This window comes from Micromonospora ureilytica (assembly GCF_015751765.1).
GTDB lineage: Bacteria > Actinomycetota > Actinomycetes > Mycobacteriales > Micromonosporaceae > Micromonospora > Micromonospora ureilytica.
Genome location: NZ_JADOTX010000001.1, coordinates 2,586,031 through 2,605,777, shown reverse-complemented (window position 1 = coordinate 2,605,777; position 19,747 = coordinate 2,586,031). Strand labels below are relative to the sequence as shown.

Annotated in this window: 21 protein-coding genes; 10 read left to right on the top strand and 11 right to left on the bottom strand. The window is 71.7% G+C overall.

Features of this window, described 5'->3' with window-relative positions:
* Positions 1-22 precede the first annotated feature (22 nt).
* Positions 23-988, bottom strand: a complete 966-nt coding sequence (locus tag IW248_RS11660; RefSeq protein ID WP_196926981.1) for a helix-turn-helix transcriptional regulator — start codon at positions 986-988, stop codon at positions 23-25.
* A 367-nt stretch (positions 989-1,355) separates the two neighbouring features.
* On the opposite strand from IW248_RS11660, the gene IW248_RS11655 reads away from it, so the two are divergent.
* Positions 1,356-2,555: an RtcB family protein gene (locus IW248_RS11655; RefSeq protein ID WP_196926980.1), complete on the top strand. Its 1,200-nt coding sequence runs from the start codon at positions 1,356-1,358 to the stop codon at positions 2,553-2,555.
* 41 nt (positions 2,556-2,596) lie between these two features.
* Here the strand turns inward: IW248_RS11655 and IW248_RS11650 are convergent, their stop codons facing one another.
* The 6 genes from IW248_RS11650 to IW248_RS11625 all read right to left on the bottom strand — a co-directional run bounded on the left by IW248_RS11650 (position 2,597) and on the right by IW248_RS11625 (position 8,782).
* Positions 2,597-3,385, bottom strand: a complete 789-nt coding sequence (locus IW248_RS11650) for a maleylpyruvate isomerase family mycothiol-dependent enzyme (protein WP_124821016.1) — start codon at positions 3,383-3,385, stop codon at positions 2,597-2,599.
* A 110-nt stretch (positions 3,386-3,495) separates the two neighbouring features.
* Positions 3,496-4,989 carry an MFS transporter gene (locus tag IW248_RS11645; protein WP_124821017.1) on the bottom strand — a complete coding sequence of 498 codons (1,494 nt, stop codon included), beginning with the start codon at positions 4,987-4,989 and terminating at the stop codon, positions 3,496-3,498.
* 34 nt (positions 4,990-5,023) lie between these two features.
* Positions 5,024-5,653 carry a TetR/AcrR family transcriptional regulator gene (locus IW248_RS11640; protein ID WP_124821018.1) on the bottom strand — a complete coding sequence of 210 codons (630 nt, stop codon included), beginning with the start codon at positions 5,651-5,653 and terminating at the stop codon, positions 5,024-5,026.
* Between the two features lie 136 nt (positions 5,654-5,789).
* On the bottom strand, positions 5,790-6,689 hold the full coding sequence (locus IW248_RS11635) for a Gmad2 immunoglobulin-like domain-containing protein (protein ID WP_231396279.1): 900 nt from the start codon (positions 6,687-6,689) through the stop codon (positions 5,790-5,792).
* Entirely contained in the window at positions 6,686-8,089 is a 1,404-nt protein-coding gene (locus tag IW248_RS11630; protein ID WP_196926979.1) for a sensor histidine kinase, read from the bottom strand. The genes IW248_RS11635 and IW248_RS11630 overlap by 4 nt, the downstream gene beginning before the upstream one ends.
* 12 nt (positions 8,090-8,101) lie before the next feature.
* Positions 8,102-8,782 carry a response regulator gene (locus IW248_RS11625; protein WP_196926978.1) on the bottom strand — a complete coding sequence of 227 codons (681 nt, stop codon included), beginning with the start codon at positions 8,780-8,782 and terminating at the stop codon, positions 8,102-8,104.
* A gap of 146 nt (positions 8,783-8,928) precedes the next feature.
* On the opposite strand from IW248_RS11625, the gene IW248_RS11620 reads away from it, so the two are divergent.
* The 4 genes from IW248_RS11620 (at position 8,929) to IW248_RS11605 (ending at position 11,528) form a co-directional block, all read left to right on the top strand.
* Complete coding sequence (locus tag IW248_RS11620; RefSeq protein WP_196926977.1) at positions 8,929-9,261, top strand: L-rhamnose mutarotase; 333 nt, start codon at positions 8,929-8,931, stop codon at positions 9,259-9,261.
* A gap of 240 nt (positions 9,262-9,501) precedes the next feature.
* Positions 9,502-9,915 (top strand): DUF6069 family protein, encoded by a 414-nt coding sequence (locus IW248_RS11615; protein WP_196926976.1) that lies wholly within the window; start codon positions 9,502-9,504, stop codon positions 9,913-9,915.
* A 39-nt stretch (positions 9,916-9,954) separates the two neighbouring features.
* On the top strand, positions 9,955-10,308 hold the full coding sequence (locus IW248_RS11610; protein WP_196926975.1) for a YciI family protein: 354 nt from the start codon (positions 9,955-9,957) through the stop codon (positions 10,306-10,308).
* A 20-nt stretch (positions 10,309-10,328) separates the two neighbouring features.
* Entirely contained in the window at positions 10,329-11,528 is a 1,200-nt protein-coding gene (locus tag IW248_RS11605) for an RNA polymerase sigma factor (RefSeq protein WP_196926974.1), read from the top strand.
* Positions 11,529-11,535: 7 nt separating this feature from the next.
* On the opposite strand, the gene IW248_RS11600 is transcribed toward IW248_RS11605, so the two are convergent.
* The 3 genes from IW248_RS11600 to IW248_RS11590 all read right to left on the bottom strand — a co-directional run bounded on the left by IW248_RS11600 (position 11,536) and on the right by IW248_RS11590 (position 14,328).
* Entirely contained in the window at positions 11,536-12,270 is a 735-nt protein-coding gene (locus IW248_RS11600) for a DUF8817 family protein (protein ID WP_196926973.1), read from the bottom strand.
* A gap of 101 nt (positions 12,271-12,371) precedes the next feature.
* On the bottom strand, positions 12,372-12,935 hold the full coding sequence (locus IW248_RS11595) for an AMIN-like domain-containing (lipo)protein (RefSeq protein WP_196926972.1): 564 nt from the start codon (positions 12,933-12,935) through the stop codon (positions 12,372-12,374).
* A gap of 130 nt (positions 12,936-13,065) precedes the next feature.
* Entirely contained in the window at positions 13,066-14,328 is a 1,263-nt protein-coding gene (locus IW248_RS11590) for an MFS transporter (protein WP_231396278.1), read from the bottom strand.
* Between the two features lie 76 nt (positions 14,329-14,404).
* Between IW248_RS11590 and IW248_RS11585 the strand changes: the two genes are divergently transcribed.
* The 3 genes from IW248_RS11585 to IW248_RS11575 all read left to right on the top strand — a co-directional run bounded on the left by IW248_RS11585 (position 14,405) and on the right by IW248_RS11575 (position 17,496).
* Positions 14,405-15,385, top strand: coding sequence for an ArsR/SmtB family transcription factor (locus IW248_RS11585; protein WP_196926971.1), 981 nt, complete (start codon positions 14,405-14,407; stop codon positions 15,383-15,385).
* Positions 15,386-15,430: 45 nt separating this feature from the next.
* A complete protein-coding gene (locus tag IW248_RS11580) occupies positions 15,431-16,717 on the top strand; it encodes a snapalysin family zinc-dependent metalloprotease (protein WP_372432184.1) in 1,287 nt (428 codons plus the stop codon).
* Between the two features lie 125 nt (positions 16,718-16,842).
* Positions 16,843-17,496 carry a hypothetical protein gene (locus IW248_RS11575; RefSeq protein WP_196926969.1) on the top strand — a complete coding sequence of 218 codons (654 nt, stop codon included), beginning with the start codon at positions 16,843-16,845 and terminating at the stop codon, positions 17,494-17,496.
* A gap of 17 nt (positions 17,497-17,513) precedes the next feature.
* On the opposite strand, the gene IW248_RS11570 is transcribed toward IW248_RS11575, so the two are convergent.
* Positions 17,514-18,344, bottom strand: a complete 831-nt coding sequence (locus IW248_RS11570; RefSeq protein WP_196926968.1) for a DUF3152 domain-containing protein — start codon at positions 18,342-18,344, stop codon at positions 17,514-17,516.
* 138 nt (positions 18,345-18,482) lie between these two features.
* Between IW248_RS11570 and IW248_RS11565 the strand changes: the two genes are divergently transcribed.
* Both IW248_RS11565 and IW248_RS11560 read left to right on the top strand, forming a co-directional pair.
* Entirely contained in the window at positions 18,483-18,983 is a 501-nt protein-coding gene (locus IW248_RS11565) for a SigE family RNA polymerase sigma factor (RefSeq protein WP_196926967.1), read from the top strand.
* On the top strand, positions 18,980-19,738 hold the full coding sequence (locus IW248_RS11560; RefSeq protein ID WP_196926966.1) for a hypothetical protein: 759 nt from the start codon (positions 18,980-18,982) through the stop codon (positions 19,736-19,738). The genes IW248_RS11565 and IW248_RS11560 overlap by 4 nt, the downstream gene beginning before the upstream one ends.
* The last annotated feature ends 9 nt before the right edge of the window (positions 19,739-19,747 follow it).

The window sequence follows — 19,747 nt, the reverse complement described above, 5'->3', positions numbered from 1 at the left end:
CCGTGCCGGGGTGAACCGCGACTCACCCCGGCGCGGGACCGGCGGCGCGCGCGAACCGCACGGCGACGTCCCGGACGACGGCGCGCAGCTCCGGTGGGTCGAGCACGTCGAAGTCGACAGCCAGGGTGCCGAGGAAGGCGGCCAGATTGCCCAGCGACTCGCCGCCGGTGTGCAGCAGACAGGCCCGGTCGTCGATCGCTTCCAGCAGGCCCGCCGTGGTGGGGATCCGTTGCGCCATCGTCTCGGCCGGGGCGTGCAGCCGTACCCGGGCGGGGTGCGGCCAGGCCGTGGAGCCGACGCCGCGCAGCACGTGCGCGACCGCGTCACCACCGGGCGGCTCCCGGGGCGCGAAGCGTGGGCCGGTCGGCACCCGGGGCTGGATCCGGTCGGCGCGGAAGGTCCGCCAGTCGCCCCGGTCGGTGTCCCACCCCAGCAGATACCACCGCCGCCCGGTGTAGACCAGACGGTACGGCTCGACATCGCGCACGCTGACCGTGCCGTCGTGCCCGGCGTAGTCGAACCGCAGCCGCTCCCGGCGGTGCGCGGCCGTGGAGACGGTGGTGAGTGTGTCGGCGTCCACTGTCGGGCCACCGCCGGCGGCGGAGACCGTCGCCGAGCGCAGGGCGTCCACCCGGTGCCGCAGCCGTGACGGCAGCGACTGCTCCAACTTGGCCAGCGCCCGCAGCGAGGTCTCCTCGATGCCGGTCACCGAGCCACCCGCCGCCGCCCGCAGGCCGACGGCCACCGCCACGGCCTCGTCGTCGTCGAGGAGCAGCGGCGGCAGCGCCGACCCGGCACCGAGCCGGTAGCCGCCGGCGACTCCCGGGTGCGACTCGATCTGGTAGCCCAGCACCCGCAGCCGCTCCACATCCGTACGTATCGTGCGGGTGGTGACCGCGAGCCGTTCGGCCAACTCGGCGCCGGACCACTCCCGGCGCACCTGCAGGAGAGTCAGCAGCCGCAGCAGGCGCACGGAGGTCTCCACCATGTCCGCGAGTCTGCCCTACGGCCCCGACTGACGGGGATATCCATTGCGGACCCGCCACGGCCCTCCTACTCTCGGCGGTGCACCGTCAACCGATCAACCCGGAGGGAGTACGCCATGTCGCGACGCGTCCGCACCGATGCCCGCTGGTGCCTGCTCCCGACCGGCACCCCTTTGCAGATCACCGCCAAAACCCGTGCCTGCTGCCCATCGCGGCGCAACGAGCCGGGGTGGCGCGACTGACGCCGACGCTGACGCGTCCGTCGGCCGCCCATCCCACCGGGATCGGGCGGCCCTTTCGTATCCGCGCACTGCCGCTGGCCGTCAAGTCTGATCATTAACGGTCACCGCACGACAGAAGGAGTCCATCATGGGATTCACCCCCCTCGCCGGTACCCGGGCACCGGTCCGGGTCTGGACCGACCCGTACGCCATCGAGCCGCAGGCCGCCAAGCAGCTGCGCAACATCGGCGCGCTGCCCTGGGTGCAGGGTGTCGCCGTCATGCCCGACGTGCACTTCGGCAAGGGCGCCACGGTCGGCTCGGTGATCGCGATGCGGCAGGCCGTCTCGCCGGCCGCGGTCGGCGTCGACATCGGCTGCGGGATGTCGGCGGTCCGTACCTCGCTGACCGCCGCCGACCTGCCGGACGACCTGGCCGGGCTGCGTTCCGCGATTGAGGCCACCATCCCGGTCGGCTTCGCCCAGCGCAAGGACCCGGTCGACACCCGTCGGATCCGGGGCCTGGAGCAGGCCGGCTGGGACGACTTCTGGAACCGGTTCGCCGGCCTGGACCGGCGGGTGGCGCAACTGGAGACGCGGGCGCAGCGGCAGATCGGCACCCTCGGCGGGGGCAACCACTTCATCGAGGTCTGCCTGGAGCAGGGCGGCGCCGACGAGGGGCGAGTCTGGCTGATGCTGCACTCCGGGTCCCGCAACATCGGCAAGGAGCTGGCCGAGCGGCACATCGGGGTGGCCCGGGGGCTGCCGCACAACGTCGACCTTCCGGACCGGGACCTGGCCGTGTTCCTCGCCGGGACGCCGGAGATGGACGCGTACCGGCGGGATCTGTGGTGGGCGCAGGAGTACGCGCGGCGCAACCGGGCGGTCATGCTGGCCCTGCTCTGCGGCGTGGTGCGTGAGCACTTCCCGCAGGTCGGCTACGACGAGCCCATATCTTCTCACCACAACTATGTCTCCGAGGAGAACTACGGCGGGGTGGACCTGCTGGTGACCCGCAAGGGCGCCATCCGAGCCGGCCTGGGTGACCTGGGCATCATCCCCGGGTCGATGGGCACCGGGTCGTACATCGTGCGGGGGCGGGGAAACCCGGACGCGTACTGCTCGGCGTCGCACGGGGCGGGGCGTCGGATGTCGCGGGCGCAGGCCAAGCGGACGTTCAGCACCGAGGACCTGGCCGCGCAGACCGCCGGGGTGGAGTGCCGCAAGGACGCCGGGGTGGTCGACGAGATTCCCGGCGCGTACAAGGACATCACCGAGGTGATGGCCCAGCAGGAGGACCTGGTCGAGGTGGTCGCGCACCTCAAGCAGGTGGTCTGCGTGAAGGGCTGAGAGGCCGCGCGGGCCGGGTCACCGGCCCGCGCGGCGCGATCTCAGAAGCCGACGAAGACCCGGCGCAGGTCGTCGAGGGTCACCGAGCCGGTCACCAGCACCCCGTCGGGGGTGTACTGGGGGCCCAGCCGTCCGGTGGCCAGCCGCAACCACGCCTCGGCCGGGGCCACCAGCTCCCCGTCGGGACGCTCCGGCGCGTCGACGACCTCGACCTTCTCGCCCAGCCGCAGCCCGAACGTCCGCTCGGGTGCGTGCAGGCGGACCAGCAGGGTGGCTTCCCCGGCCAACTCCTGCGGCCGGCTGGTCCAGGCCAGCATGCCGCCGACCTGGTCGAGCAGCAGCGCCACCGCCCCCGGCGTCACCGCCGCGAACCTGTTGAACGCCACCTCGGCGTCCCACTGGTGCAGGGCGAACTCACTGAGCCGGAACCGGGCCGCGGTGGCCACGTCGACCGGCTCCGGCAGGAAGCCGAGGTCGATCCGCATCGAGGCCCGGGTCTCGGCGTCCAGCGCCTCGTACGCCTCGACCAGCCGCTCGTTGGTGGCGAGGAACCCGGCGGCGTGCTCGGCCGGGGACATCGCGTCCCAGCGTGCCCAGACGCCACGGTTGAAGTCCCCGTCCGGGCCGGGTGCGCCGGTGCGGGCGGCGTCCAGCGTCGCCAGGTTGATCTCGGCGCCGCTGCCCAGGTGGCTCAGCACCTGGGACACCTGCCACTCGCTGGCCCCCGACGGCTGGAGCAGGTCGTCTTCCTTGAGGTCCCGTACGAGGGCGGCGAGCTCCTCGTGGCCCGCTCGAAGAGCTGTGATGATCTGGTCAGCTGCTGTCGACATGAATCTCCTCAAACGGATTTTCAGCTTTGATCGGGACGTTACCGGACGTTACCGCCGGCCAGCCCATTCCACGGTCGGGGCGCACCGGCCGGCGGGCGCGTTCGGTCAGCTCAGCCCATGTGCACGGTGTTGCCGGTCGGGATGTCCTCCTTGCGGACCTTCACCAGGACCAGGGTGGCCAGTCCGGCGAGCACGATCAGCGCCGCGCCCCAGGCGAAGGCCACCCGGTAGCCGTGCACCAGTGCGTCCACCTGGTTGACCGGGTTCGGCGCCTTGCCGACCAGGTAGGCGGCGACAGCGCTGGTGTAGAAGGTGTTCAGCAGCGCGGTGCCGAGCGAACCACCGATCTGCTGGGTGGCGTTGAGCGTCGCGCTGGCCGCGCCGGCGTCGTGCTCCGGCACCCCGACCAGGGCGAGGCTGGACAGCGGGACGAAGGTGAAGCCCAGCCCCAGGCCCAGGATGACCTGCGCGGGCAGCAGGTGGGTGAGGAACGAGGTGTTCACGTCGATCTGGGTCAGCACCAGCATGCCCAGGGCGGCGAGCACCGCACCGGCGACCATCAGCGGCTTGGCACCCAAGCGGGGCATCAGCTGGCTGGCGCCACCCGCGGCGATCAGCACACCGGCGGTGACCGGCAGTGACGCGAGACCGGCTTCGAGGGGCTTGTACTGCAGCACCACCTGGAAGTAGAAGGTGAGGAAGAGGAACGCCCCGAACAGGCCGGCGCCGATCAACGTCGAGGTGAGGAACGCCCCGCCCCGGTTGCGGTCCAGGATGATCCGCAGCGGCAGCAGCGGGTGGCTGGAGCGCAGCTCGATCACCACGAAGGCGGCGAGCAGCACCACGCCCGCGGCGATGAAACCGAGCGTCGCGGTGGCGTCCCAGCCGTCCTCGGCGGCCTTGGTGAAGCCGTAGACCAGGGAGACGAGGCCGGCGGTCACCACGATCGCACCGGGTACGTCGTAGCGGGTGTTGCCGTGGGCCCGGCTCTCCGGCACCAGTGGGAGCGCGAAGGCGATGGCGATGGCGGCGACCGGGATGTTGACCAGCAGGCACCAGCGCCAGTCGGCGTACTCGGTGAGCACCCCGCCGAGCAGCAGGCCGACCGCGGATCCACCGCCGGCGATCGCGCCGTACACCGCGAAGGCCTTGGCCCGCTCGGTGGCCTCGGTGAAGAGAACGGTGAGCAGCGCCAGCGCGGCCGGGGCGAGCAGCGCGCCGAAGGCGCCCTGCAACGCGCGAGCGGCGAAGAGCATCTCACCGGTGGTGGCCAGACCGCCCAGGGCGGAGGCGAGCGCGAAACCGGTCATGCCGACCAGGAAGGTGCGCTTGCGCCCCCAGTAGTCGGCGATGCGACCGCCGAGCAGCAGCAGACCACCGAAGGCCAGCGTGTAGGCGGTGATCACCCACTGCCGGTTCGCGTCGGTGATCCCCAGGTCGGCCTGGGCCTGCGGCAGCGCGATGTTCACGATCGTGGCGTCCAGGACGACCATCAGCTGTGAGACCGCGATGACCGCCAGCGCGATCCAGCGCCGCGGGTGCGGTGCGCCAGTCGACGGCCCGGCGTTGGGCGCGCCGGGCGCGGTCGAGGTGGTTCCGGGCATGGTGAAGCCTTCCGTGTTGCGAATTTTCGGTGAGTCAGGCCGGAGACGGACGGTGGTGCTGATAGCGGAGCACCGGGATCAGCACCTGGTCGACGACCTGGGTGAGGAACGCGTCATCGGCGGGTAGGCCGTGCGCGACGATGCGGGACATGGTGAGCGCGGGCGCCAGATCGTGGAACAACTCCCGCTCCCCGGCCTCCGGCGGGATCTCCCCGCGGGCGGCGGCGCGGACCAGGATGGCGGTGCTGGCCACCCGCCCGGCCGGTAGCACCTGGTGACGCACCAGGCGTTCCAGCTCGGGGTTGGTCCGCATGGCGAAGGTCAACGCCTGCATCAGGTCGCAGTCGGCCGTGCAGATCGCGGCCGTGGCCCGCAGCAACTCGATCAGGTCCCCGCGGAGCGAGCCGGTGTCGGGCGGGTTGTGCACACCCACGTGCCTGTCGCGCAGGGCGGCGACGACCAGCTCGGCCTTGCCGTCCCAGCGTCGGTAGATGGTGGCCTTGCTGACGTGTGCGCGGGCGGCGACGGCGTCGATGGTCATCCGGTCGTAGCCGACCTCCCGCAGGGTGTCGATGACGACGGTGAACAGGTCGCTGTCGGTGCACCGCGGACCCCGGGCCGCTGGCACCCCGGCGCCCGCGCCCACCTGCTGACCACCCAGCATCCGACCCCCCGCGAAACGATGTCGTACTGACCCTAGTTCGCAGTTGGCTGATCGTGCAGGGTTTCGTGAGTTGCCTCGCACTGAGTCCACGAAACGATTGCGTTTCCAGCCGGAGTCCGGCGGGTGAACGGGGTGGTCAGCCACCGGGGGCGAGGACCACCGGCACGGCCATCGTGTTGATCCGCGCGCCATCCCGGGCGGACACCTCGTACACCTCGATCGTGCCCTTCTGTTCGCGGACCGTGCGCCAGCCGACCACCACCCGGTAGCCACCGCGGCAACCGCTGCCGCAACTGGCGGTGCCAAAACCGGTGGCCACCTCCCGGCCGGCGGCGTCCAGGACCCGGACGCTCACCGTGGCCTCGAACACGGTGGCGGTGCCCGCGACGACGAGCGGGGCGGAGACGCGCGCACCGGGGATCGGGGCGGTGACCACGATCGGTGGCAGCAGGTCCGCGTAATCCGCCCGTTCGACAGGGGCCGCCCCGTCGAGGCGGACCCGCCGCACGCTCGGGAACTGGGTGAGAGTCCACACCACCTGCGCCTCGCGCAGTCGGCGGGTGGCCGGGTCGCCGACGGACGGTACCCGCAGCGTCGCCACGCCGTCGGCGATGCGGGTGACCTCGACGCCGGCCGGAAGCAGTGTGGTCATCCCGGTGGCGGCCTCGGCCGCGGTCGGCCCGGCGGCCAGTTCGGTGAGCGCCAGCCGGGACGTCGCGACCGTGGCCGGCCGGGTGCGTCGGGTCGGCACGAGCAGCCCGGCGCGGACGTACCACAGCTCGATGGTCACCGGGTCCGGCCGGCGCGTGCCGACGGACGCCGGCGCCGACGGACCCGGTGGTCGGTCGGCGGGTGGCGGCGTCGGCTCCACGGCCGGGGTCCCTGTAGGTTCCGGACGGTCGGTGGGCGTGGCGCTCGTTGGCGGCGCGGTGGGCGCCGGGCCGAGATCGCCGGAGCGGGGAGTGCCGCAGCCGCCGAGCAGGAGGGCCGCGACGAGCACCGGTACGCCCAGCCCGGCCGTGCCGCGGCCGTTCATCCCACACCGTCCGCCGTGCCGGCGGGAGCGTCAGTGGGCAACTCCAGCCGGAACCGGGTGCCCTCGCCCGGCTCGCTGCGCACGCCCAGCGCGCCGCCGAGCAGATCGGTGTGCTCCCGCGCGATGGCCAGCCCGAGCCCGCTGCCCGGCGCGGAGCGGGACCTGTCGACCTGATGGAACCTGTCGAACACGCGGGGCAGATGCTCGGCCGGGATGCCGGGCCCCTGGTCGCTGACCTCGAAGACGACCAGGGGGCCGGCGCCCGCCACACTTGCCGTGATCTCCCCACCGCCGTGCTCGACCGCGTTGGCGACCAGGTTGGCCAGCACGCGCTCCAGCCGACGCCTGTCGGTGCGCAACACGACCGGGTCGCCGGTGACCCGCACCCGCGGCGACCAGCCACGCGCCACGACGATGCCGTGCAGCAGCGCCAACGCGTCGACCGGCCCGACGGCCAGCTGCTCCCGCCCGGCGTCCAGCCGGGAGATCTCCATCAGGTCCTCGACCAACCGGCGTAGCCGGACCACGTCGCCGACCAGCAGCCGGGCGGCCGGCCGGGCGTCGTCGGGCAACTGGTCGAGGTGCTCGCGCAGCAGCGACGCCGCGGCCACCAACGCGGTCACCGGGGTACGCAGCTCGTGCGCGACATCGGCGGTGAACCGCCGCTCGCGGGCCTGCGCGGCCGACAGCGCGGCGATCTTCGACTCCAGTGCCTCGGCCATCTCGTTGAACGTCGCCGCCCAGACGCTGAACTCGTCGCGCCCGCGTACCGGCAGGCGGGTGGCGAGCAGGCCCTCGGTGAGGGCTCGCGCCGCCCGGCTGGCCCGGCCCACCGGCTCCAACGTGCGGCGGGCCAGCGCGTGACCCACCGCGGCGGCGAGCAACACCACGAGCGCCCAGCCGGCCACCAGCGCGCCGCGCAGCTGACCCAGGTCGGTGGCGACATCGTCCTCCACGGTGAGGACGTACAGCTCGGCGGTCGAGCCGGGAATGCGCCCGCCGACCACCAGCAGCCGAGGACGCTCCGCCGGCGCGGAACGCTGATAGCCGAGCCGGCCGGCCGCGACGACGGCCCGCAACGGGCTGCCCAGCACCGGGGCGTACGCGGGGTGCGAGGCACGGGTCGGGCCGTCGACGAGCACCACGTGCCGACCGCTGGCCTCGAAGCTGGTGAGCAGTTCGGTGCTGCGCTGCTCGGTCAGCGGCAGGAACTGCCCGGCGAGAACGAGGTGGTAGCGGGCGTCGGCGGCGGCCTCGTGCAGCGACGCGTCCAACCAGGACTGCCGCAGCAGCAGCCCGGTCCCGCCGGCGAGCAGGCCGGCCGAGACGCCGGCGACCAGGACGAACGCGATCGTCAGCCGGCGCCGCAGGCGGCCGGGGAGCACCCCGCGTCCGGCCATCGCCGACCCCCGTCAGCCCGTAGACAACTTGTAGCCGGCGCCGCGCACGGTCCGGATCAGCCGTGGCTGCGCCGGGTCGTCCTCGATCTTGGCGCGGAGCCGCTGCACGGCCACGTCGACCAGTCGGGAGTCGCCGAGGAAGTCGTGGTTCCAGACCAGGTCCAACAGCAGTTGCCGGGTGAAGACCTGGCCGGGTCGGCGGGCCAGCTCCAGTAACAGGCGGAACTCGGTGGAGGTCAACGTCACCTCCCGGCCGTGCTGGCGGACCACGAAGGCGCCCGGGTCGATCTCCAAGCCGTCGACCTCGATGACTGTCGACGGGGCCGGCACGTTCACCCGGCGCAGCACCGAGCGGACCCGGGCCACCAACTCGGGCAGGTCGAAGGGCTTGCGCAGATAGTCGTCCGCGCCGCACTCCAGCCCGACCACCACGTCGATGGTGTCGGTGCGCGCGGTCAGCATCAGGATCGGCACCTGACTGGTCCGCCGGATCTCCCGGCAGACCTCCAGACCGTCCACGCCCGGCAGCATGATGTCGAGCACGATGAGGTCGACCGGGTGAGCGCGGAACGCGGCCAGGGCCTGCCCCCCGTCAACCGCGGTGTCGACCCGAAAACCGGCGCGGCGCAGACCGAGGGCGGTGACCTCCCGGATCGAGAAGTCGTCCTCGACCACCAACACGCGGCCCTCCATCACCCGAGGGTAGACCCGGCGCGACCGTGCGTAGTCCTGGCAGAACGGTCGACATCGACGGCCGGCTGGCCTCTGCCCGACGCCGTCCAACCGCTACGGTCAGTGCCTTCGGCACCCCTGAACCAGCTCAGACGAAAGGGCACGACGTGAAACGTCATGGCTGCGTGATCCGACTCCGCCCCGAGCAACGGGAGACCTACCTGCGGTTGCACGCCACCGTCTGGCCGAGCGTGGAGAAGACGCTGCGCGAGGCGAACTTCCGCAACTACACCATCTTCCTCCACGACGATCTGCTCTTCGGCTACTACGAGTACGTCGGCGACGACTACGAGGCCGACCTGCGGCTGATCGCCGCGGACCCGCAGACGCAGGAGTGGTGGAAGCTGACCGACCCGTGTCAGGAGTCGATCGCCGAGCCCGGCTCGGGGGACTGGTGGGCCCCGATGCGAGAGATCTGGCACCTGGCCGACGAGGCCTAGCCCCTGGAGCGTTCGACGGCGTCGATCATGGAGTTGTGGTGCCCGACGTGGCGACAGATGGTCGCTTTGTCGCCCACCACAACTCCATGATCGACGAGGTCCCGAGACTGGGTCGTGTCACGCCGAGGTTGAAAATCGTCGACAAAAATTTTGGGCGTGCTGTCGATTGGGATCGGTTCAGTTCGTAGCCCTGGTGAGAGCCCGGCATCGCGACGGGCCGCACACCCACTGGAGGGCACGATGACCGCCACTGCGAACACGACACGCGCCACCACGTCGACCGTCGGGGCGCTGATCCGGGCCGGCGCCGTCGCCACGGTAGCCGCGAGCGCCGCCACCATGGCCGTCGCCGCCGTCGGCCAGTTGGCCGGGGTCAGCCTCGACGTGGGCGGCGCTCCGATCCCCGTCCTGGGGTTCGGCGTGCTGACCGCCGCCTTCTCGCTGATCGGCCTGATCATCGCCGCGCTGCTGGCGCGTTTCGCCCGGCGCCCGCGGCGCGCGTTCGTCCGTACGACTGTGGTGCTGACGGTCCTGTCCCTGGTGCCGGATCTGATCGCCGACGCCTCGACGGCCACCAAGGCGCTGCTGATGCTCACCCACCTGGTCGCGGCCGCGATCGTGATCCCCGCTGTCGCGCGCCGCCTGGCCGCCTGACCTGTCGCCATCCCACAATCGAGCTACCGGAGGATCATCATGAGGCAGTACCTGCTGTCCGTGCACTTCGTCGAGGGCGCGCCGACGCCGTCCGACGAGGAGATGCAGACCATGTTCAGGGAGACCGGTCGGATCAACGACGACATGCAGGCCGCGGGCGCCTGGGTCTTCGGCGGAGGGCTCACGTCACCGGACAGCGCCACCGTCGTCCGTGTCGAGAACGGCGCCACCGCCATGAGCGATGGGCCGTTCGCCGAGACGAAGGAGCACATCGCCGGGTTCTGGGTCATCAAGTGCGCGGACCTGGACGCGGCGCTGGCCTGGGCCGAGAGGTGCGCGGCGGCCTGCGGGCCGGTCGAGGTGCGCCCCTTCGACGACCTGTCCCAGGCCTGACCAGGAGCCGGTCACCCGACATGGACCTGGCGAGCATCTACCGCGCGGAGTACGGCCGCTGCGTCGCCACGCTGGCCCGCCTCCTCGGTGACATCAACCTCGCCGAGGAGGCGGTCCAGGACGCCTTCACCACCGCGCTGCAGAAGTGGCAGACCCTGCCGCCGAACCCGGGCGCCTGGATCGTGACCACCGCCCGCAACCGGGCCGTCGACCGGCTTCGCAGGGAGTCGACCCGCGAGGCCCGGCACGCCCAGGCCCTGCTGCTGCATCACCAGGACGAGCCCCGGGAGGTGGGACCGGTGAGGGACGACCAGCTACGACTCATCTTCACCTGCTGTCACCCGGCGCTCGCCCCGGACGCGCGGACCGCCCTCACGCTGCGCCTGCTCGGCGGCCTCGACGTGCCGGAGATCGCCCGTGCCTATCTGGTCCAGGAGGCGACAGTCGCCCAGCGGATCGTGCGCGCCAAGAAGAAGATCCGCGACGCCGCCATCCCCTACCGGGTGCCCGCCGAACACGAGCTGCCGGACCGGTTGCCGCCCGTGCTCACCGTGCTCTACCTGATGTTCAACGAGGGCTACGCGTCCACCGCCGGTCCGCTGATCAGAACGGACCTGTGCGCCGAGGCGATCCGGCTCGCCCGCGAACTCGCCGCGTTGATGCCCGACGAGCCCGAGGTCCTGGGCCTGCTCGCCCTGCTGTTGCTGACCGAGGCGCGCCGCCCGGCCCGGCTCGACCCGGACGGCGAACTGGTGCTGCTGGCCGACCAGGACCGGTCACTGTGGAACCGGCCGCTGATCGCCGAGGGCCACGACCTGGTCCGCCGTTGCCTGCGCCGCAACCGCCCCGGCCCGTACCAGATCCAGGCCGCGATCAGCGCCGTGCACACCGACGGTGCCGCCACCGACTGGCCACAGGTCCTGGCACTGTACGACCAGCTCCTCGCACTCTCACCAACCCCGGTCGTGGCGCTCAACCGTGCGGTTGCCGTCGCCGAGGTGCACGGACCGGCGGTGGCCCTCGCCGCGCTGGAGGGCGTCGACCTCCCGGGCTACCACCGGCTGCCCGCCACCCGGGCCGAACTGTTCGCCCGGCTCGGACGGGACGAGGAGGCCCGAGCCGCCTACGACCAGGCCGCGGCCCTGGCCACCAACGAGACCGAGCGGGCCTACTTGCAGACCCGTCGCAACGAACTAACCCGTGAACGGAGGACACCATGACCGCCACCTACACCGTCGACGTGGGTGCGCAGGACCTCAAGAGGTCGGCTGCGGCTTCGAACGTCGGTGCCGCCCGCTGGGTCTCGTCGGCACTGAGCACGACGGCGTTAGCGCGGGCCAGCATCTCCCGTGCGGTTTCCTCGTCCCGCAGGACCATTGCCAGTTCGGCGCGGTAGACGAGGACCTCTACCAGTGCGACCGGGTCGTCACCGGATTGCGGGCGGGCGAGTGTGCTGTCGAGGATTCGGATGGCCTGCCCGACGTCACCCTTGGAGTCGCCCTGCACGATGGCGTTCGCGAGGGCTTTCGCCAGCCGCCCGGAGGGAGCCGCCGCCACGGCGGGGGTCGTGGCGGCGTTCTGGACGACGCGGATCCAGTTGCCACCTGGGTCGATGAGGCTGAACCCGCCCAGCCCGTCGTAGTTCCGTCGCACCCGGGGACGCGTCATCCGTGGCGTTCCGGACACCAGCACCTTGCCGTACGCGGCCCGCATGCCCGCCGCAAAGGCCCGGTGCAACTCCGCGATGTCCGAGGTGAGGACGAGGCAGGAGCCGTAGGACTGCTCGGGGTCGAAACCGGCCATCTCGAAGAAGTGCAGATGCAGATCCTCGCGGCGCAACGCCACGTATGGGTTGGGCTTGCGCTGCTTGTACGTGGTCTGGAAGCCGAGCACCTCGTAGAAGGTGACGATGTCGTCGATGGACGCGCAGGGCAGCAGGGGAACGGTCACCTCGTTGGTCATGGCTCCTTCCTAGGCGTAGCGAGGTGCCCGTCGCACATGGAAATGGCCGATCGCCGTTCCAGTCCATCCAATCGGCCGATGACGGCCGAGTTCCCGTTAGGTCACCACTGGTGGGCCACGTCGAGCACGATCCGACTGTGGGTGCCCGGCCCAGCCAGCACGAACGTGCGGAACGGCAACCGGGCCCGTACGCCGACCGCGAAGGTGCTGTAACCCTCGAAGCTGCCGCCGAAGACCACGTCGCGCAGCGTCGGGTAGCGCAACAGGTTCGCCACGTGCTCGCCGACCGCGTAGGGCACGGTGCCCAGGTGGTCGTCGTCGTACGCCGGGGCCCGCAGCGAGACCCGCAGCAGCGCGCCTCCGGCGGTGTACGGCGACAGCGCCAACCCCTCGCCCTCGGTCCACGTCTCGCCGTAACCGACGGCGTATCCGTCGACCGGGCCGGCGAACTCGAACACCACCCGGTCGTAGCAGTCGTGCCGGCCGGTCCGTACGTCGACCAGCGGGGCGTCGCTGAGCGCGCCGGCCGTTTTCTCCGCGCTGCCCCAGGTGATCCCGCAGTACGCCGTCCCGGTCGTGGTGCCGGCTGCGGAGCTGCTGCCCGCGCCGACGACCAAGCCGGCGAGGACGACCACCACCGCTGTCAGTGCGCTCTTGATCCTCATCGTGGTTCTCCGTTCGAGACTCGGGGCCACGTGGTGGCGGCGCTGCCGGTGACCCTCTGCCGCCACAGTTGTCTCCTCTCGACGCGGGAACTTCGCTGCCGGGTAACCGCTGAGTAACAGTGGTCGATGTTCAGTCGACTGTGGGCGGCCGGTGGAGCGTGCGTAGCGGGGAGCAGAACACCGGAAGCCATGTCACCGCGTTCGCGAGCGCGCCGACCACCAGCGCGGTACGGACGCCTCCGTACTGTCCGAGTACTCCGGCGAGCACTGCGCCGATGGTGAGCGCCCCGGTGAGCAGAAACCGGAAGGTGGCGTTCATCCGCCCGAGCAACGCGTCGGGGGTGGCGCCCTGGCGCAGGCTGACCCCGATCACGTTGCCTACTCCCGTCCGCCAGGCCAAAGCCAGCCAACCGACAGCCGCCACCCAGAGCATCGGCCCGGTGTCGATCAGCGTGACCAACCCGCCGAGCGGCGCAACGAGCAGCCCGGGCAGCCAGAGAGCGCGACCATGGCCTATCCGCTCGGCGAGCGGGCGCGCGGTCACTGCTCCGAGCAAGGCGCCGATCCCGCCCACGCCGAGGAACAGGCCGAGGGCAGCGGCGCCCAGCCCCAACTCGCGTAGGAACACCACCGGAAGCAGAGTGGTGGTGAGCTGCATGCTCAGGTTGATGCTCGCGGTCGAGAGGGCCAGCGGGCGGAGCAGGGGGTTGCCGGTCACGTGCCTGACCCCCGCGCCGAGCTGCTGGACGAAACCGCCCGGCACCCGCGGCGGACGTCGGCGGGGTGCTTCGGCACGGATCCGGGTCAGAATCACACCGGACACCACGAAGGTCACCGCGTCCAGCACGATCGCGACCGGCGCAGTGAGCACCTGTACGACGATCCCGCCCAGCCCGCGACCTGCAATCTGCACGGTCGCATTGGTGCTCATCATCAGTGCGTTCGCCGCCACCAACCGGCCCCGGCCGACCAGCTCCGGCAGATAGCTCTGCGCAGCGACGTCGGCGAAGACGGTGCCGACTCCGGTCAGCAGTACCACCAGGTACAGCTGCGGGATGGTCAGCCACCCGGCCCACCACGCCACCGGCACCGAGGCCACCAGCGCAGCCCGGGTGAGATCGGCGGTGAGCAGGACGGCGCGACGCGGCAGCCGGTCGACCCAGACTCCGGCCGGCAGACCGATCAGTAAAAACGCGGCGGTGCTCAGCGCACCGAGCAGCCCCACCTCGCCGGGGCTTGCCGAGAGTAGGGACACCGCCAACACCGGCACGGCCAACTGGCCGATGTGGAAGCCGACGCCATCGATGAGGGCGGCGGCGTAGAGCAGTCGGAAGGAACGCGGCCAGGGGTTGGGCTGGCCCTTGGATCCGGTCGTCATCGAGGCGGTGGTCATGCCGCCCACGCTGCCGGCGGCAGCACCTCGAACCGATAGATTTGACTCTCGCCGAATCCGTCGGGGGCGTCCAATGATGCTGGTCGGTCTGAACGTGCGGGACCTGGCGATGACCCGATTCGCGGTGTCACCGCTGTGGGAAGCTGTGGCGAGCGTGCGGATCATCAAGCGGCCGCATCAGTTTCCGGAGCATCTGGCCTGGTACGAGCGGGTCCAGCCACGCTTGGCCGGCGTGCGGTGGCAGCTCCTTGCCGATCTGGTGCAGATGCCGACGCCGATCATCCCGACCTTCGTCTGTCCGCCGCCGGCCACCTCACAGCCCACCCTTGAGATCGAGCTGGCGTCCCTCGTTGCCACCCCTGCCGAAGCGGTGCGGGCCAGCCTCGACGCGCTGTCCGGCCCGCGGTCGTCGCTCCTGGTGGCGCTCTATGCCGACCCGCCGGGTCACCTGACTCGGCTGGCCGAGGCGGTCCGGGCGTATGTCGACGCGGTCATCGCACCCTACTGGCCCCGGATGCACACTCTGCTGGAGCGGGAAGTGCTCCTCGGCGCACAGCGCATGGCCACCGACGGAGTTCATGGCTTGCTCAACCACCTTGATCCCTTCGTCCAATTGAAAGCCGACACGCTGTCGGTGGAGCACCTGACCCGGAGCGGCACGGTGCGACTCGACGGGCGGGGCCTGCTGCTCGTACCGTCGGTATTCATCGGACGCCGGGTGTGGTCGAATTTTGGCTCTCCTGGACAACCGGTGCTGCGCTTCCCGGCGCGGGCAGTGGCCACCCTCTGGGAACGGGATCGGACCTCGCACGGGCACGCGCTCGCCCGGGTCCTGGGTCGGACCCGCGCGGCGCTGCTGCACGAGCTGGCCGTACCGACGTCGACACTGGAACTCGCCGAGCGGTGCCGGCTCACCCCGGGCACCGTGTCCCAGCACCTCGGCGCGCTGCGTGACGTCGGCCTCGTCGGCACACACCGGGTCGGACGTTTCGTCCTCTATGCCCGCACAGCCGCGGCCGAGGCGCTGCTCGCCGCCAGCGGTACGGCTGTCACCTGAGACCGGTCGACGGGACCCACCAGGACGCTGGCGAGTCTCGGCGGTATGACGCTTCCGCTATGCCGAACATCGCTCGCCGTCACATTAATATCTACGTGTATCGATGAGCCGGTGACCGACGGCCGCCGGACGACCGCAGGGGAGTACCCGATGTTCCGAGGACAACTGAGACGCGCGGCGCTGGCCATGCTGGTGGCTATCCTGGCGGCGGCCGGGATGCAGCTCGCCACCGGTGCGCCGGCCGCCGCTGTCCGGACCGTCTACTACGACGCGAGCCGGACCGGCGAGTTCCGTACCAACTTCGACCAGGCGGCGCAGATCTGGAACAGCCGGGTCAGCAACGTCCGGCTCCTGGCCGGCACCCCGGCCAGCATCACCATCTACGTCGACGACGGCTGGCCCCGCGCGCAGCCGACCGGTCTCGGCTCGGGCCGGATCTGGATGGGCCGCACGGCCGTCAACCAGGGCTACGACCGCACCCGCATCGCCACCCACGAAGTCGGCCACATCCTGGGCCTGCCGGACCGGCGCACCGGCCTCTGTTCCGACCTGATGTCCGGCAGCAGCGCTCCGGTGTCCTGTCGCAACGCGAACCCCAGCGCGGCCGAGGCGACCCGGGTGAACTCGTTGTTCGCCGGCGCCCTGGCCGCGCCGGCCAGCACGACGTACACCTGGAACGGCGCCTCGGACATCGGCCCGCTGGTGGTCGGCGGCCGGCCGGCCACCGAGAACTATCCCTTCATGGTGTACGTCTCCGGCTGCACCGGCACCCTGATCAAGGGCAACTGGGCGGTCACCGCCAAGCACTGTTCGACGCCGTCCTCGGTACGGGTGGGCAGCGTCAACCGTTCCAGCGGCGGGACCGTGGTGCGGGTGACCCGTGCGGTCAACCACCCGAGCGTCGACGTCAAGCTGCTGCAACTGGCCAGCTCGGTCGCGTACGCGCAGGCCCCGATCCCGAGCACCTCCGGCGCGGTCGGCACCGCCACCCGGATCATCGGCTGGGGCCAGACCTGTGCCCCGCGGGGCTGCGGGTCGGCTCCGGCTGTGGCCAACGAACTGGACACGTCCATCGTGGCCGACAGCAGGTGCTCCGGCATCAACGGCACGTACGAGATCTGCACCAACAACACCAACGGCAACTCCGGCGCCTGCTACGGCGACTCGGGCGGGCCGCAGGTGCGCCAGGTCAACGGAGTGTGGAACCTGATCGGTGCGACAAGCCGGGCCGGCAACAACAACTCCACCTGCGCCACCGGCCCGTCCATCTACGTCGACCTGCCGTCGATCCGATCGTGGATCTCCACTCAGGTCGGTGGCCTGCCCGTCTGACCGCCACTGACATCGCGGGCGGGGGCGAGCGGCAGACGCGCCCCCGCCCCAGTGTGCCGGTGTCACCCACGCCATCCCACGATGCGGTACGGTGCGTGCATATTCGGCACATCGGAGGTGGCTTCATGCCTACCGTCGTCGTCCTCGCGCTGACCCTCGCCCTCGCGCCCGCGCCGTCCCCGTCGGTCACCTCGGATCCGCTCGGTGACATCATCGGTGGCGTCGGCCAGATCGTCGACGACCTGCTCGGCGGCGTTACGCCGAGTGCTGCTCCCGCGCCGAGCGTCACGCCCACCCGGCCGTCCACGCCGAGTCGGCCACCGGTCGCCGGTCAGCCCAGCCCGGTGGAGCCCGTGGCGATCCCCGTGCCCGCCGCCTCGGCGGGCGGTGTCCCCGCACCCGCCGCCCCCGATCCGCGCACCGCTGACGAGGGCACCGGCACCCGCGAGGCCGCCGTGCCGCAGCGCGACGGCGACACTTCCGCGCCGGCCGCCGCGCCGGCGCTCGCCAGCCCCACCCGCAACGCCTGGCCACCCGTGTCGTACCTGTTGGTGGTGGCGGTCCTCGCGGTGCTGGCACTGCTGATCCTGCGCCGCCGGGCCCCGGTCCCCGCCGCCACGCGGACGCCCGACCCCGGTCCCGTACCGGATTCCGGCCCGCCGCCGGACCTCGGGCCGGTGCCGGACAACGTCAGCCGGTTGCCGACCAGCCTCAACGCCATCTACGAGATGGGCCGGCTGGACGAGCGACTCGAACAGGAGCGCCGTCGGCGAACCTGAGGGCCCCGGCGTCGGTCTCAGTGCGCCGAGTAGGCGCCCTCACGCCGGGGGATTGCGTCGTCGTACGCCCCGACCGGCCCGCTGTAGCGGACCTTGCCCTTCGGGTACGGCCAGGCGTTCGCGGCGCAGCCGTGCAGCCCCAGCGTCTGCTGCTGCATCACCGGCGCCGGCCGGCCCCGCCCGGGGCACCGCTCGTGGCCGTACCCGAGTTTGTGCCCCACCTCGTGGTTGACCATGTACTGCCGGTAGCTGTCCAGGCTGGCGCCGTAACCCGGCACCCCCTTGACCCAACGCGCCACGTTCAGCACCACCCGGCCACCGTTGCGGCAGGAGGTGTAGGCGTCCGGCACGTCCTGGCAGAGGGTGTCGCGGGTGCCGGGGGTCGCCAGGTAGATGGTGAAGTCGGTCGGTTCGCCGGCGCCGACCCGGCGCAGCCGCCACGCCCCGCCCGCCGTCCACCCGCGCCTGTCGTTCAACGTCGTGGTGATCGCCGTGGCGATGTCGGTCGCCGGCAGGCCCCGGATGTCGCGCTCCACGGCGACCCGGTAGCGCAGCAACCGGCCGGCCGTCGCGCGTCCGGGCGTTGCCTCGCCGGGCGCCACCGACCAGCGGTTACCGCCGGTGGCGGGGTAGCTGACCGGGGCGACGGGCGCGGAACTGGGTCGAACCGCGCTGGTTGCGGTCGGCCGGCCGGTGGGTGTCGCCGGTCCGCCGGGCAGCGGTCCGGCGGCGACCGGGTCGGCGGTGGGTTGCCCGGCGGCCGGTAGGCCGCATCCGGTGAGCAGCGCCACCACCAGCAGCGACGCCATCGAAGCGGGACCCCAGCGGCGGGTAACCTTCGTCGACATGTCTCTCCCCTCGCGCGTCGCTCGGCGGCGGCGCGGAGGAGAAGACGGGTGACCGTGGCCAAAAGTTGATGTGACCCAGGGCTCAACCTTTTCCCGGCCTCACCCGTCTGTAGCTCTGTGGCACGGGGAGGGTTCGCGGTGGCGCGGGGTGACGCGGAATTCGTCGAGTTCGCGCGGGCGGCGTCCGCGCGACTGGTGCATGCCGCGTACCTGATGACCGGCGACCACCACCAGGCCGAGGACGCCGCGCAGACCGCCCTGGTCCGCACCTACGCGTCGTGGTCGCGGATCCACGACGACGACGCCTACGGGTACGCCCGCCGCACGCTTGTCAACCATCTGGTCGACGGGTGGCGACGGCCGATGCGGGAGTATCCGACCGAGGAGGTGCCGGAGCAGCGGCGTGGCGACGTGGCCGACGATGTGGCCACCCGGCGCTGGTTGATCACCATCCTCGGTGCGCTCAGCCCCCGGGAGCGCGCCATCGTCGTTCTGCGCTACTACTTCGACCTGCCGGAGGCGCAGGTGGCCCGGGAACTTTCCGTATCCGTCGGCACTGTCAAGAGCACCAGCTCGCGAGCTCTGGAGAAGTTGCGCACCGCCGCGCCCCGCACGGCCGACGAGGAGGCGCGCCGATGAGCGAGCTGGAAAGACTCCGCCACGCCATGCGGGCGACCGAGCGCCCCGACGCGGTGCTCGATCTGGACACTGTGATGCGCGAGGGCCGTCGGTTGCGTACCCGTCGACGCGTCGCCGGGGCCGGGGCGGCGACGCTCGCGACCGGCCTGGCCGCCGTGGTCGTCGTGGTGGCGGTCGGCGCGTCCGGGCCGGGCGATCCGGCGCCGGCCGAGCACCCGCCGCCGGTCGCCGTCGCTCCACCGTCGGTGGGTGTCTCGCCGTGGGCGGAGAAGTCGCTGGGCTCCACGCCGCCGCCGACGGTGGGCCGCGACGAGCCGCCACCGAAGCCCCTGGGCCAGATCGTGGACAGCGGGGTGCGGCACGGCGCCGAGCGTCGGGTCTACTACTTCGTCCCGGTGTCCCTGCCCGGTGAGCCCAAGGTGTCCATCGGACTGGCCGCCGGTCGCCAGGCTCCGGACGGCTCGTTGAGCACCGACATCCTGGTCAACGATGTCTACGGCAGCGACCGCAGCGCCGGGTTCCACCAGATCGGCTACGACGAGGGCTTTGCCGCGCCGGTGCCCACCTTCGGCTACTTCGTCGGGCCCGCCAAGCGGATCATCGGCACCGTCGACGGTCGGCAGGTCGACGCCCGAGTGGTGCCATGGAGTGGCGACAAGCAGGTGCTGGTCTTCTGGTTCGACCCGGCGCGGCTCACTCCGGGGGAGCGGCTGGACGGCATCATCGCCCGCGACGCCAGCGGCCGCCGACTCTGACGCGCCGCC